Below are 14,237 nucleotides of genomic sequence, written 5' to 3'. Positions count from 1 at the left end.
AGGGCGAGGATGCCCAGGACGACGGCGGCGATCCCGACGAGTGCTCCGAAGACCGGCCCGACCGGCCTCGCCATCGCCGCACTCGTCGTCGGCATCGTCGCGTTCCTCGTCGGCCTCGTGCCGGTCTTCGGAGCACTCGTCGGGATCGCCGCCGTCGTCCTGGGCATCCTCGCCCTCCGCCGCGGTCAGTCGAAGGCGATGTCGATCACCGGCGTCGTCCTCGGCGGTCTGGCCGTCCTCGCCTCGCTCCTGACGACGATCGGCTTCGGAGCCGCCGTGAACTCCGCCTCGAGCGACCGCCCGGCGGCCGTGATCGTCGAGTCGTCCGAGCCCACGACCGCTCCCGTCGTGCCGGCCACGGAGGAGGCGGAGGTCGTCGAGACGGCGGAGCCCGCACCCGTCGAGACGGCGGAGCCCGCACCCGTCGAGACGGTCGCCCCTGCCCCGGCGCCTGTCGAGACGGCGGCTGCTGCGCAGGTCTCGCCCGAGTTCGCCTCGGCACTCATCAAGGCGCAGAGCTACTCCGAGATGCTCCACATGAGCAAGGCGGGCCTGTACGGCCAGCTCACCTCCGAGTACGGGGAGCAGTTCTCGCCCGAGGCCGCGCAGTACGCGGTGGACACCGTCTCCGCCGACTGGAACGCCAACGCGCTGGCGAAGGCCAAGGACTACCAGGCCCAGATGGCGATGGCGCCGGAGGCCATCCGCGACCAGCTGACCAGCGAGTACGGGGAGCAGTTCACGAGCGACGAGGCCGACTACGCCATCGCGCACCTGAACGACTAGTCCCACTCGGACCGTCGCGGCACTGCGCGGCCACTGAGCAGGTCCTCCCGGAGCGCGCCGCCGTCCGTCGCCCACGACCCGGGCGACGGAGGGCGGCGGACCACCGGAGCCGGTTCAGGCCAGGACGGCGAGGGTGACGGGGAGCGCCTCGCTCCACCTGCCGGTCAGCCGCTCCTCGCCCTCGAGGAACGGCGGCGCGAGGACCCGCGCGAGGACGAGAGTCAGACCGTCGGCCGAGGTCGTGGTGGTCCGTGCGTCGCTGCGGACGAGCGCCGTCGACGGCGGCCCGGACGCTCCGGCGCCTGATCCGCTGCCCTGCACCGTCGCGGTCGGCGGGCGGACGATGCGCTGCCCGTCCTCCTCGAAATGCTGCTCGACCTCCCGGGCGCCGGTGCGGATCGCCGTGGCGAAGGCGGCGATCGCGACGGGGTCGCCGGCACCGTCGTAGACCCAGCGACGACCGAGGACGGTGTGCTCGACGGTCGCGAGGAAATGCGCGTCACCGCCGGCGAGAGGCGAGCCGCGGTAGGTCAGCGGCACCTGGAGCGGCGGCTGCCCGGTCGACTGGACGATCAGCGTCTCCACTCCCACCTCGCCATCGGGGTCGTCGAACCGGTAGGCGCCGAGCTGCGTGAATCCGCCGCCCTCGCACCAGGGCTGCGTCGGCGCCCATGCCTCCACGATCTCGAGCTTCCCGGGGGTGATCGTCGCACGGTGCAGAAGGGCCATGCACCGAGAGTAGAGCCGGCCGATCCGTCCGGAGGAGTGCCCGTCAGCGAGCGGCGCCCGCCGTCGCCGACTCGGGCAGGCTGCTCATGGGGAGGGTGTACTCGCCCTTCAGCGCCGAGATCCAGGCGGTGGTCGGGGCGACGGCGGCGAAGTTCGAGTTGAGCAGCGCCATCAGCGTGGTGTGCAGGGAGTGCGCGTCGATCGAGCCCGCGTCGTTCGCGATCGCGATTGCGCCCGTCGCGTCCGAGAGGACCTCGGCGCGGAGCCCGTGGGTCTCGGCCTCGGCGGCCGAGGCGAGGATGCAGTTGTTGGTCATGTAGCCGACGAGGGTGATCGTGTCGACGTCGTGCTCGCGGAGCCAGTCGAGCAGGTCGGTCCCCGCGAAGACCGTGCCGAACCGCTTCGTGACGTTCTTCCACGAATCCGAGCGGCGCTTCTCGATCTCCGGGTGCAGCGCGAAGGACGGACCCGACGGGTCGAAGATCGGCGCTCCCTCGCCCGCGCTGTGCTGGACGACGGCGATCGGGAGGCCCGCGGCGGCGGCGGAGTCGAGGGCGGCGGCGATCCTCGGCAGCGACTGCGCGTGCGGCGGGTACTGGATCTCGAGCGGACCGCTGAAGTACTCCTGCTGCACGTCGACGAGGATCAGTGCGCGGCGCGGTGTGGTCATGAGGGGCTCCCATCGGTGGCGGACGTCCCCGATCCTCCCGCCCGGGGCTGGGAGCGGCGGTCAGCCACGCGGCCCGCGACCCGGTCGTGGGCGCAGGCCCACACCTCCTCGTGCTCGAGCGGAGTGAGGACGCCGGCGTCGAGCAGCCGGTCGGCCCGCCGCAGCGCGGCCGCGATCGCCGCCTGCTCGGCGACGGCGGGGGAGTCGACGTCCGCGATCACGAGCCGGCGGGCGCAGGCCCGGCGGAGGCGGCGGGTCGAGCGGGCCGAGAGGAGCAGGAGCGACGCGGTCGGCAGGGCGAGCGCGGCCAGCAGGAGGAGCGGCAGCCGGTCGAGCGCGAGCGTCCCGACGGCGCCGGCGGCCGTCACGGCCACGACCAGCTGCGGACCGGCCGCGTGCAGGCGGAGGCGCCTCCGCTCCTCGACGGAGGTGCCGGGCGCGAAGACGACGAGCTCGCTCCGGACGACGCCGTACCGGCTCGCGCCGACGGTGTGGCGGCCCCAGCGGGGGCCGGCGTCGAGGAGGCGGAGGAGCAGGTGCACGAGCGCCATCGTCTGCCCGCGACGGCGGGTGCAAGGGGATCCTGACGGAACGCGGACGCGCACCGGGCCGATCCGCACGGTCCGCTCGCGCGACGCTCACGACCCCCTCACGACGCGGGATCGCGCGCCGACGTCCCTCCCCAGCCGATTACCCGTGAGGAAAGCGTGAGGATCCGCTCATTCCGGGCGGGCGCGCTCCTCACGGCGAGTAGAAACATCCAGTGACCTCTTCCGTCGTCCGTGGCGACCCCGACGCCCTCGAACCCTCCCCTCTCTCCTCCGCGCGCGCGGGCGGGGTGAAGGCGTGGCTCCTCGAGGGCCTCCGCGACGACTCCGGAGCGCACCCCGGCCCCCACGCGGCCACCGGCAGGACGCACTCGTGGTGGCGCGTCATGTGCCTCACCGGCGTCGACTACTTCTCGACCCTCGGCTACCAGCCGGCCATCGCGGCGCTCGCCGCGGGCCTCGTCTCTCCGCTCGCGACGATCGTCCTGGTGGTGCTGACGCTCCTCGGCGCGCTCCCCGTCTACCGCCGCGTGGCCCGCGAGAGCTTCCGCGGCGAGGGGTCGATCGCGATGCTCGAGCGCCTGCTGCCCTGGTGGGGCGGCAAGCTCTTCGTGCTCGTGCTGCTGGGGTTCGCGGCCACCGACTTCATGATCACGATCACCCTCTCGGCGGCCGACGCGACGGCGCACGCGGTCGAGAACCCGTTCGCCCCCGCCTGGTTCCACGGGGCGGAGGTGCCGCTCACGCTGGGGCTGATCGCCCTGCTGGGGATCGTGTTCCTGCGCGGGTTCCGCGAGGCCATCTCGATCGCGGTCGTGCTCGTGGCCGTGTTCCTCCTGCTCAACGCGATCGTGATCGCCGTGGCGATCGGGCACGTGGCCGAGAACCCCGTCGTCATCGGCGACTGGTGGTCGGCGCTCACGACCCAGCACGGGAATCCGCTGATCATGGTCGGCATCGCGCTCATCGTGTTCCCCAAGCTCGCGCTCGGGCTCTCCGGCTTCGAGACCGGGGTCGCGGTCATGCCGCAGATCCGCGGCGACGCGGGCGACACCGAGGACGCCCCGGTCGGCCGCATCCGCGGGGCGAAGCGGCTGCTCATCACCGCCGCCGTCACGATGTCGGCGTTCCTCATCACCTCGAGCTTCGTCACCACGCTGCTCATCCCGCAGGCGCAGTTCCAGCCGGGCGGCGAGGCCAACGGCCGCGCGCTGGCCTACCTCGCGCACGAGTACCTCGGCGAGGGCTTCGGCACGGTCTACGACATCGCGACGATCTGCATCCTCTGGTTCGCGGGCGCCTCCGCGCTGGCCGGCCTGCTCAACATCGTCCCGCGCTACCTGCCCCGCTACGGCATGGCTCCCCAGTGGGCCGGCGCCGTCCGTCCGCTCGTGCTGGTCTTCACCGTCGTCGCCTTCGTCATCACGATCCTCTTCCGCGCCGACGTCGACGCGCAGGGCGGCGCCTACGCGACCGGCGTGCTGGTGCTGATCACCTCCGCGTCCGTCGCCGTGTTCCTCTCGGCGAAGCGCAGGAAGCAGCGCAAGCGCGCCGTGGGCTTCGCGGTCATCGCGCTGGTCTTCGTCTACACGACGGTCGTGAACGTGGTCGAGCGGCCCGACGGCGTGCGGATCGCGGCGGTCTTCATCGTCGGCATCCTCGCGGTCTCGCTCGTCTCGCGCGTGCACCGCTCGTTCCAGCTGCGCGCCACCTCCGTGGTGTTCGACGCCGCCGCGATCGACTTCCTCACCACGGACGCCGACGACTACGGCGTGATCCGCATCCTCGCGAACGAGCCCGACGACGGCTCCGAGGCCGAGTACCGGGACAAGCTGGCGGAGGAGCAGCGCGACAGCAACCTGCCCATGCGCGGGCCGGTGCTCTTCCTCGAGGTGCACACCACCGACTCCTCCGACTTCGAGGAGGACCTGGTCGTGCAGGGCCGCGTCTGCCACGGCTTCCGCGTGCTCACGGTGACCAGCGGCAACATCCCGAACACCATCGCCACGGTGCTGCTCGAGATCCGCGACCTCACCGGCGTGATCCCGGACGTCTACTTCGAGTGGACCGAGGGCGGCCCCATCTCGAACATGTTCCGCTTCCTCATCACCGGCACCGGCGAGGTCGCCCCCGTCACCCGCGAGGTCCTCCGCCGCGCGGAGTCCCGCCGGGACCGCCGGCCGGGCGTGCACGTGGGCTGACGCCTGCTGCGCGGCGGGGAGTGGCGGCGCGGAGGTGCCGCTCCTGCTGCGGGATGGCGCCGAGACGCCGCTCCGTCATCGAGACACCGCTGCAGGAGCGGTGCGTCGGCGGAGGAGGCGGTGTCCCGGCGCGCGGCGGCCCCGTAGCGTGGGCGGCGGGCGCCCGTCGGGGCGCCGACACCGACGAACGGACGACGATGACCCTCGAGGACCAGCGCGCGCACATCCTGACCGGCGCCGTGTACGACGACATGACCCCCGAGCTCGTCGCCGCGCGCGAGCGGGCGGTCCTCGCCTCGAACGCGTACAACGCGAGCTTCGGGCGTCCGCCGGTCGAGCGGGAGGCACTGCTCCGAGAGCTCGTCGCCTCCGTGGGCGCGGACGCGCACCTCGAGCCGACGTTCCGCTGCGAGTTCGGGTTCAACATCACGATCGGCGACCGCTTCTACGCGAACTTCGACTGCATCCTGCTCGACGGCGCCCCCATCACGATCGGCGACGACGTGCTGTTCGGCCCCCGCGTCGCGATCTACACGTCGAACCACGCCCTCGACCCGGCCGAGCGCGCCGCCGGCGCCTGCACTGCGAAGCCGGTCGTCGTCGGCGACGGCGTCTGGATCGGCGGCGGCGTCACGATCAACCAGGGCGTCACCATCGGCGACGGGGCCGTGATCGGCTCGGGCAGCGTCGTCACCCGCGACGTCCCTCCGCTCACCATCGCGGCCGGCGTCCCCGCCCGCGTCCTCCGCTCGATCACACCCGACGACCGGACCGGGTACCGCCCGGCCCACTGACGCCGGCCCACGCCGGCCCCGAGACGCCGGCTCCGAGACGCCTCGGAACGGCTCCCTGCCTCGCGGCGATCCGCCCTCAGGACTTCACGGTCGACAGGGGCTCGGTGATGCTCTCGAGGCTGCGGCGCTCGGCGTCGACGCCGAAGATCAGGGCGATCACGCCGCCGAGGATCATCACGGCGGCGCCGACGAAGTAGCCGATCGTCAGCGGGCCGCGGTCGCTGCCGTCGCCGATCAGGGCGCCGTAGAGGGCGGGGGCGACCGCTCCGGCGATCTGGCCGAGGGTGAAGAAGTACGAGATCGCCTGGCTGCGCAGCTCGAGCGGGAAGATCTCGCTCACGGTGAGGTAGGCGCTCGAGGCTCCGGCGGAGGCGAAGAAGAACGACACGCACCAGAGGATCGTCTGCGTGGTCGCGGTCAGGACGTCCATGCTGAAGAGGACCGCCGAGACGGCCAGGACCGCTCCTGAGACTCCGTAGGTGAGGAAGATCATCTTCCGCCGGCCCCACACGTCGAACAGGTGGCCGAGCACCAGCGGCCCGACGAGGTTGCCGATCGCGAACGGGAAGAAGAAGTACGAGATCGCGCTCTGCTCGACTCCGTAGAAGTTCTCGAGCACCAGCGCGTAGGTGAAGAAGATCGCGTTGTAGAGGAACGACTGGGTAATCATCATCGTCGCGCCCACCAGCGTCCGCTTCGGGTACTGCCGCAGCAGCACCCGGGCGATGGTGCGGAACGGGATGCTCTCCGTCGCCTTCACGGTGATCGCCTTCGCGTCGTCGACAGGCTCGAGCACGCCGCCCTCCGCCTCCACTCGGCGCTCGATCTCGTCGACGGTGCGCTCCGCCTCCTCCTCGCGGCCGTGCGTCATCAGCCAGCGGGGGCTCTCGGGGATGTGGCGGCGGAGGTAGATGATCGCCAGTCCGAGGATCGGGCCGAGGAAGAAGCCGAGGCGCCAGCCGACGTTCTCGGCGAAGAGCGCGTCGTTCAGGAAGAACAGGTTGGCCGCGGAACCCAGAGCCGCGCCGCCCCAGTACGTGCCGTTGATCGCGATGTCGACGCGGCCGCGGTACTTGGAGGGGATGAGCTCGTCGATCGCGGAGTTGATCGCCGCGTACTCGCCGCCGATCCCCATGCCCGCGAAGAAGCGGAACACGGCGAGGAAGACGTAGTTCGGCGCGAGTCCCGCCAGGCCGCTGGCGACCAGGTAGATGACGAGCGTCAGGATGAACAGCTTGCGCCGCCCGAGCTTGTCGCTCAGCCGCCCGAAGATCAGGGCGCCCGCGATCTGTCCGCACAGGTAGATCGTGCCGAGCAGGCCGACCTCGAAGGCCGAGAGCCCGAACTCCTTCGCGAAGCCGGCGGAGGCGACGATCTGGATCTCGAGTCCGTCCAGCACCCACGAGAAGCCGAGGCCGACGACGATCGACCAGTGGAAGCGGGTCCAGGGGAGCCTGTCGATGCGGGCGGGCACGAGGCTCCGGACCGGGCCGCGCGGACTGGTGGATGTCGACATGGCGAGCGCCTTCCTGTCGCCCCGGCGTCGTTGCGGAGGAACGCTGTCCCGAGCGCGGCGAGACGACACTAGACCCGCGGGCGGCTCCATATCGCCGGGCTATTCACCCCTTGTCACGGACCGCCGAGCGGGTGTATTCCGGGGACCGGTGCCCACCCGGGGGCGGAGCGCGGCGCGGAGCTCATCGGTACGGATCCGGAGCGGGGCGCGGTGGACGCGAGCCCGGATCCGTCCCGCGGGGCCTGACACCGCCCGCCTCCTCGGCCTAGCGTGGAGGCATGATCGACGCGACGCCCGCGGGCACCCCCACCTACGTCCTCAGCGAGGGGCCCGTCTGGGATCCGGACACCGCCCGCCTCACCTGGGTCGACATCGAGGCCGGCGCGGTCCTGTCCGCCCCCGTCACCGCGGAGGGGATCGGAGCGATCTCGCGCACCGACGTCGGCGAGCAGGTCGGCGCCGCGCTGCCCCTGGGCGACGGGCGGACGCTCGTCGCGCTGACCCGGCGGCTCGCGATCCTGGAGGTCGACGGCTCCCTCACGCGCGGCTCCGGGCTGCTGCCGGAGGGGCACCGCTTCAATGACGGCACGATCGACCCGCAGGGGCGCCTCCTGGTCGGCTCGCTGACCCTCGGCGAGTCGGCGGGCGACGACGTCCTGCTGCGCATCGAGCACGACGGATCCGTCACCGTGCTCGACGACGACCTGCGGCTCTCGAACGGACTCGGCTTCTCGCCGGACGGCTCTGTGCTGTACTCGGCCGACACCGAGTCGGGCGTGATCCACCGCCGCTCCTACGCGGACGCCGAGCACGGCCCGCGCGAGCCGTTCGTCGAGCTCGAGGAGGGCGTGTTCGCCGACGGACTGACCGTGGACGCCGACGGCCGCGTGTGGGTCGCGGTCTGGGGCGGGAGCGGCGTTCGGGTGTTCGAGGCCGACGGCAGCCCGGTCGAGGGCGAGGGCATCAGGATCGACGCCCCGCACTCCTCCAGCATCGCCTTCGCGGGGGAGGACCTGGACATCGCGGTCGTCACCTCCGCATCACGCGACCTCTCGGCGGACGAACGGACGCGTCATCCGCACGCCGGCGGACTGTGGATCGCGCAGCCCGGAGCCCGCGGCCGCGCCGCCACGCGCTGGGTGGAGGGCCCTCTGCCCTAGGCGCGGCCGGTCGCCCGTCAGACGGCGGGCGCCGTCGGCGGGCTCGGCTCCGATGCGGGCTGCGGCACGAGGGTCAGCCGCGAGATGCGGTAGCGGTCCGTCTCGGCCACGCGGAGCAGGTGGTCGCCGACGAGCACGGAGTCGCCCACGACGGCCACACGGCCGATCCGGTCGAGGACGAACCCGCCGACCGTCTCGTACGGACCCTCGGGCAGCTCGATGCCCAGCTGCTCCGCCAGGTCCTCGAGGATCATCCCGCCGTCGACGTCGTGCAGCTGCTCGGCCGCCTTCGCGTCGACCGCCTGGCGGGCGCCGTCGTACTCGTCGTAGATCTCGCCGACGAGCTCCTCGAGCAGGTCCTCCAGCGTGATGATGCCGTCGGTCCCTCCGTACTCGTCGATGACGACGGCGATCTGGTGGCCGTCCTGCCGCATGGTGCGCAGGGCCGCGAGCACCTTCGTCGTACCGGGGACCGCGAGGATCGGGCGGGTGATGTCGGCGACGCTGCTCGCGGTGCCGGCGCGGCCCGCCTCCGGGAACGCGGACATCAGGTCGCGCACGTGGACGAAGCCGAGCACGTCGTCGAAGTCGTCGCCGACCACCGGGTAGCGCGAGTGCGGCTGGTCGAGGACCGCCGCGTAGCCCTCGGCCACGCTGAGCGCGCCGCGGAGGAAGTCGACGTCCGGGCGCGGGCGCATCACCTCGGCGACGCGGCGGTCGTCCGCGCGGAAGATGTCGGTGAGCAGCCGGCGGCTGTCCTCGTGGATCTCGGTGTTGCTGGAGATCATGTCGCGCACCTCGTCGGCCGAGACGCTCTCGCCCTTCTCGCGCGGGTCGGCGCCGAGGAGGCGGACGACGGCGTCGGTCGAGACGGACAGCAGCCAGATCACGGGGCGCATCAGGCGCGCCAGGGCGTTGAGCGGGGGCGCGAGGGCCTTGGTGAACGCGACGGACTTCTGCATCGCCAGGCGCTTGGGGACCAGCTCGCCCAGCACCAGGGAGAGGTACGCGATGACGAGGGTCATCAGGATCAGGGCGACGGTCGAGGCGGCGGAGGCCGAGAGGCCGAGCGACTGCAGCGGCGGCACGAGGTCGGGCGCGATGGTCGAGGCGCCGTACGCCGAGGAGAAGAAGCCGGCGAGCGTGACACCGATCTGGACCGCGGAGAGGAACGTGTTGGGATTGCGGACGAGCTCGGCGATGCGCCGGCCGCGCTCGCTGCCGGCCTCGATCGCGCGGACCTGGCTCTCGCGGAGGCTGACGATGGCCATCTCGGTGCCCGCGAAGACGCCTCCGAGGAGGACGAACAGCACGACGAGGCCGATGTTGAGGAGGGTGTCGAGATCCACGCCGACCAGAGTAGGGATGCCGGCCGTGAGAACGCCTCGTGGACTCTCAGGGAGTGGGTCGGGCGGGGCGACGCCCCGCCCGCCCGCTCAGGACGCGTCGGCCGGGCGCACGCCGATCGTGAGGATGAGGTTCGCGTAGATGCGGCGGTCGCCCGAGGCGATGGTGAGCGCGACGTCGGGCGTGCGCGCCTCGGCGTAGAAGGCGTGCCGCTCGAGCGAGGTGAAGGGGACGCCGTCGAGGGACCGGCGGAAGGCGTCCTGCGCGGGGACGTCGATCCCGGGCGCGGGGGTCATGACCGTCGCCTCCTCGACGACGATCGCCGAGAGCAGGGCGTCGAGGATCTCGTCGACGGTCAGCATGTCGGGCCGGAGGTTCAGGTGCACCAGGGCGGAGTTCGGTCCGAGCGTGGTGCCGACGGGGTAGTTGCCGTCGGCGATGAGGACGCGGGAGCCGTGGCCCGCGCGGGCGAGCGCGTGCAGGATCTCGGGGTGGAGGAGGGTCGTGGTCAGCAAGAGGAGCTCCTAGAGGTCGTGGAGGTGGGCGACGGACGAGCCGGCGAGCAGGCGGCCGGGAAGCCTCCGCTCCTGGGGGCCGGGCTGCTCCGCCCCGGAGTCGAGGCGGAGGCGGACTAGGGCGGCGGCCTCGGCGGCGATCGCCTCCGTCGGCTGGGCGATCGTGGTCAGGTGCGGGCGGACCACGCGGGCCAGCTCGACGTTGTCGAAGCCGACGACGGAGAGGTCCGTCGGCACGCGCAGCCCGGAGTCGCCGAGGGCGATCAGGGCGCCGACCGTCAGCTCGCGGTTGCTCGCGAACAGGGCGGTCGGCCGGGGGCTCAGGGCGAGGATCCGCTCGACGGCGGCGACCCCGCTCTCGACCGTCAGCGGGCCGCGCACCACGGCGTCGGCGGCGGGGTGCACGCCGCGCTCGGCCAGGGCGGCGAGGAAGCCGGCGGTCCGCTCCCGGGTGGAGGACACTCCGTCCTCCCCGCCGAGCACCGCGATCGAGCGGTGGCCGTGGTCGAGGAGGTGGCGGGCGGCGGAGGCGCCGGCGCCCGCGTTGTCGAGCGCGACGCGATCGGTGACCAGTGCGTCGTCGATCCAGTCGACGGCCACCACGGGGGTGCCCTGCTCGGAGGCGCGGCGCAGCGCGTCGACGTCGCCCGCGGACGGCACCGCCACGATCCCGTCGACCATCTTCTCGAGCAGCAGGTCGACCGCGGCTCCCGGCTCGGGGCGGCTCACACCGACCAGCACGCCGATGCCCTCTCCGCGCAGGGCCCGCTCGAGGCCCGCGATGATCGAGAGGTGGAACTCGTTGTCGAGGGCGGGCAGCAGCACTCCGACCGTGCGGGAGCGCCGCGAGCGCAGGCCTCGAGCGAAGCCGTTGACCCGGAAGCCGACCTCGGCGGCCGCCGCCTCGATCGCCGTCCGGTTCTCGGGGCGCACGGGGAGCCCGTTGTAGTGCTTCGAGATGGTCGAGAGCGAGAGGCCGGTCAGCCGCTGCAGGTCCTTGTAGGTGGCCACGTCACAGGGTGGCGCGGGGCGAGCCGTAGCCGCTCCAGCCCGGGATCGTGCCGTCGGCGTCCCACAGGTCGAGCCAGCCGGTGCTGCCGGGCCAGAGGAAGACCTGGCCCTTGATCAGCCGGTTGTTGCGCTCGGCGCCGCGCAGCGCCTCCTGCTCCTCGGCCGTGAGCACCAGGGAGGCGGCGGCCAGGTTCGCCTCGATCTGCTCCGGCTTCACCGCGAACGGGATCGGGATCTGGCCGCGGTTCACCGCCCAGGCGAGGCACACGACGGCCGGATGCACGCCCCGCTCGTCGGCGATCGCCCGCACCGCGGGGTGCTCGATGTCGACGATGTCGCCCTCCACCCGATCGCGCTCGGGCCGCGACGGCGAGCCCAGCGGCGAGTAGCCGATCGGCTGGATGCGGTGGTCGAGGCAGAAGCGGAACAGCTCCGGCTGCTGGAAGCAGGGGTGCAGCTCCATCTCGTTCAGCTGCGGGGCGATGCGGACGTCGGCGAGGATCCGCTCGAGCTTGGGGATCGTGACGTTGGAGGTGCCGAGGTGCCGGACGAGGCCCCGGTCGACCAGGCCCTCGAGCGCTCGCCAGGTCTCGAGGAACGCCTCGTGGACGTAGGGGCGGGCGTGCGGATCGCGCGCGTCGGTCTCGGCGTGCGGCGGGTGGTGATTGGGGAAGGGCCAGTGCACGAAGACGGCGTCGAGCACGTCGAGGCCGAGATCGGCGAGCGAGCGCTCGACGGAGGCGACGGCCGCCGCGGGCTCGTGCGCGTCGTTCCAGATCTTCGACATGACGAAGAGCTCGTCGCGGTCGACTCCGGAGTCGGCGATCGCCCGGCCGACGCGCGGCTCGTTGCCGTAGACGGTGGCGCAGTCGAGGAGGCGGAAGCCGGCGCGGAGGGAGTGCTCGACCGCGAGGCCGACGGTCTCGGCGTCGTAGCGGTCGGAGCCGAACGTGCCGGCGCCGATGGCGGGGATGCGGCTGCCGCTCGCGAGGACGCGGTGGCTCGGCGGAGTGGGGGCCATGCGGATCCTCCTGGTGCGGTGGCGGGGGCGAAACGTTGCGCTCCACGGTAGGCGGGGAAGGGTGGCGGCGTCAACGATGCTGTGGACCGATGTGCGTAACGTTTCGTGCGGTGGGTGCTTTTGTCCTCCGTCCCTGCCCCGCCTCCCTCGAGAGCCCAGTAGTTGTCGCACTCGAGCGCGACTGCGACGACTCCTGGACTGTCGAGAAGAGCCCTGCCCCTCCGCTCCGCTCACACCAGTCGGCGCGACTCCTCCGTGACCACTCGGAACCAGCGCGCGCCGTAGCCGTCGAGGGGCACCGACACGGCGCCGTCCTCGCCGAGCGGGAGCGACTCGCCGCCGAGGGAGTCGACCAGCCGCGCCCCGGCGGGGGTGTCGGGGAGCGTCAGGTGCGCCGTGCGCGGGTTCGACGCCAGATTGTGCACCGCGACGGTCGTGCCGGTCGACGCGGACATCCGGTGCGCGAGCACGCTCGGCTCGTCGCAGGGGAGGTGCGTGTACTCGCCCCAGCCGATCTCCGGCGACCGCCGGTACAGCCAGGCGAGGCCCTTCACGTGGGCCAGGAGGGAGTCCGGATCCTGGAGCTGCGCGGCCGCGTTCACGTGCTCGGGTCCGAAGCCGCCGCCGGGAGGGGCGGCGATCAGGTCGGAGGCGTCGGCGCGCGAGAACCCGCCGTTGGCGGCGCTGCTCCACTGCATCGGGGTCCGCACGGCGCTGCGGCCCGGGATGTCGGCGTTCTCGCCCATCCCGATCTCCTCGCCGTAGTAGCGCACCGGGGTCCCGGGCAGCGAGAAGACCAGGCTGTGGACCAGGCGGACGCGGCGCGGGTCGCCGTCGACCATCGGCGGGAGGCGGCGGACGATGCCGCGCCCGTGGATCCGCTGCGACTGCTCCGGAGCGAACGCCGCGAAGACCTCGTCGCGCTCGTCGTCGCTCAGCTGGTCGAGGGTGAGCTCGTCGTGGTTGCGCGCGAAGTTCGCCCACTGACTGCCGACGGAGATCTCGGGGCGGCTCGCGAGCGCCTCGACGAGCGGCGCCGCCTCCTCGCGGGCCAGCGCGAGGTAGAGGCGCTGGTTGCCGATGAAGTCGAACTGCATCGACAGCTCGTCCGCGTCCTCGCCGCCGAAGAAGCCGAGCTGCTCCTCGCGGGTCACGTTGACCTCGCCCAGCAGCATCGCCTCGCCGGAGCGCCGCGAGACGAAGCGGCGCAGCAGGCGCAGCCACTCGTGCTCGTCGCGTTCGCCGGGCTCGATCAGGTAGGGCACCGCGTCGACCCGGAAGCCGTCGACGCCCAGCTGCAGCCAGAACCCGATGAGCTTCGCGATCTCGTCGCGCACGGCCGGGTTCTCGGTGTTGAGGTCGGGCTGGTGCCGGTAGAAGTGGTGCAGGTAGTACTGGCCCGCCTCCTCGTCGCGGAACCAGACGCCGTCCTCCGCGTCCGGGAACACGTTCGCGGGCTGATCGGCGGGCGGCTCGTCGCGCCAGACGTAGTAGTCGCGGTACGGGCTGTCGGGGGAGGAGCGGGCGGCCTGGAACCAGGGGTGCTGGTCCGAGGTGTGGTTGACGACGAGGTCGACGATCACGCGCATCCCGCGGTCGTGAGCGGTCCGGATCACCTCGACGACGTCGCCGTGGTGCCCGAAGCGCTCGTCCACTCCGTAGAAGTCGCTGATGTCGTAGCCGTTGTCGCGGCCGGGGGACCGGTAGAACGGCGCGAGCCAGAGGCAGCTGACGCCGAGCTCGGCCAGGTAGTCGATCCGGTGGACGAGGCCCTCGAGGTCGCCGACGCCGTCGTCGTCCCAGTCCATGAACGTCTTCACGTCGAGGTTGTAGAAGACGGCGGTGCGCCACCACAGGTCGCTGGTGTCGGTGACCCTCATGCGCGGGGCTCCGGGCGAGGGCTCGCGAGTGCTCAGGAGTCGTCGCAGTCGACGCCGAG

The 14,237-nt window shown here is 72.3% G+C and carries 13 protein-coding genes; 4 read left to right on the top strand and 9 right to left on the bottom strand.

Translation table 11 applies throughout. The features are described from left to right. Window positions 1-786, top strand: a 786-nt coding sequence (locus C5C99_RS16165) for an Ltp family lipoprotein (protein WP_308471811.1), incomplete at its 5' end; no start/stop codon positions are given. 114 nt (window positions 787-900) lie between these two features. Here the strand turns inward: C5C99_RS16165 and C5C99_RS16160 are convergent. From C5C99_RS16160 to C5C99_RS16150, 3 genes are read right to left on the bottom strand one after another with little or no spacing between them, the layout of a single operon-like run. Continuing rightward, a complete protein-coding gene (locus C5C99_RS16160) occupies window positions 901-1,515 on the bottom strand; it encodes a hypothetical protein (protein ID WP_104340404.1) in 615 nt (204 codons plus the stop codon). A 43-nt stretch (window positions 1,516-1,558) separates the two neighbouring features. Next, entirely contained in the window at window positions 1,559-2,185 is a 627-nt protein-coding gene (locus C5C99_RS16155) for an isochorismatase family protein (RefSeq protein WP_104340403.1), read from the bottom strand. After that, window positions 2,182-2,736 (bottom strand): DUF6611 family protein, encoded by a 555-nt coding sequence (locus C5C99_RS16150; RefSeq protein WP_104256666.1) that lies wholly within the window; start codon window positions 2,734-2,736, stop codon window positions 2,182-2,184. The genes C5C99_RS16155 and C5C99_RS16150 overlap by 4 nt, the downstream gene beginning before the upstream one ends. A 212-nt stretch (window positions 2,737-2,948) precedes the next feature. On the opposite strand from C5C99_RS16150, the gene C5C99_RS16145 reads away from it, so the two are divergent. Further along, window positions 2,949-4,934, top strand: a complete 1,986-nt coding sequence (locus C5C99_RS16145) for an amino acid permease (RefSeq protein ID WP_374952929.1) — start codon at window positions 2,949-2,951, stop codon at window positions 4,932-4,934. A gap of 197 nt (window positions 4,935-5,131) precedes the next feature. Further along, window positions 5,132-5,728 (top strand): sugar O-acetyltransferase, encoded by a 597-nt coding sequence (locus C5C99_RS16140; protein WP_104258293.1) that lies wholly within the window; start codon window positions 5,132-5,134, stop codon window positions 5,726-5,728. A 76-nt stretch (window positions 5,729-5,804) separates the two neighbouring features. On the opposite strand, the gene C5C99_RS16135 is transcribed toward C5C99_RS16140, so the two are convergent. Then, a complete protein-coding gene (locus C5C99_RS16135; RefSeq protein WP_104225083.1) occupies window positions 5,805-7,244 on the bottom strand; it encodes an MFS transporter in 1,440 nt (479 codons plus the stop codon). Window positions 7,245-7,522: 278 nt separating this feature from the next. Here C5C99_RS16135 and C5C99_RS16130 point away from each other — a divergent pair, with 278 nt between their 5' ends. Further along, window positions 7,523-8,404, top strand: coding sequence for an SMP-30/gluconolactonase/LRE family protein (locus tag C5C99_RS16130; RefSeq protein WP_104340402.1), 882 nt, complete (start codon window positions 7,523-7,525; stop codon window positions 8,402-8,404). A 17-nt stretch (window positions 8,405-8,421) separates the two neighbouring features. Here the strand turns inward: C5C99_RS16130 and C5C99_RS16125 are convergent, their stop codons facing one another. From C5C99_RS16125 to C5C99_RS16105, 5 genes are all read right to left on the bottom strand, one after another. Further along, complete coding sequence (locus tag C5C99_RS16125) at window positions 8,422-9,753, bottom strand: hemolysin family protein (protein WP_104233863.1); 1,332 nt, start codon at window positions 9,751-9,753, stop codon at window positions 8,422-8,424. Window positions 9,754-9,840: 87 nt separating this feature from the next. Beyond that, window positions 9,841-10,266, bottom strand: a complete 426-nt coding sequence (locus C5C99_RS16120; protein WP_104225080.1) for an RbsD/FucU family protein — start codon at window positions 10,264-10,266, stop codon at window positions 9,841-9,843. Between the two features lie 9 nt (window positions 10,267-10,275). Continuing rightward, window positions 10,276-11,277 (bottom strand): LacI family DNA-binding transcriptional regulator, encoded by a 1,002-nt coding sequence (locus tag C5C99_RS16115; protein ID WP_104340401.1) that lies wholly within the window; start codon window positions 11,275-11,277, stop codon window positions 10,276-10,278. 1 nt (window position 11,278) lies between these two features. Beyond that, a complete protein-coding gene (locus C5C99_RS16110) occupies window positions 11,279-12,298 on the bottom strand; it encodes an aldo/keto reductase (RefSeq protein ID WP_104338128.1) in 1,020 nt (339 codons plus the stop codon). A gap of 230 nt (window positions 12,299-12,528) precedes the next feature. Continuing rightward, on the bottom strand, window positions 12,529-14,178 hold the full coding sequence (locus C5C99_RS16105) for an alpha-amylase family protein (RefSeq protein WP_104340400.1): 1,650 nt from the start codon (window positions 14,176-14,178) through the stop codon (window positions 12,529-12,531). Window positions 14,179-14,237 lie beyond the last annotated feature (59 nt).

The organism is Rathayibacter sp. AY1C4, from assembly GCF_002932195.1.
In the GTDB taxonomy this organism is placed as follows: Bacteria; Actinomycetota; Actinomycetes; order Actinomycetales; family Microbacteriaceae; genus Rathayibacter.
This window is presented reverse-complemented; position numbering and strand designations above follow the sequence as displayed.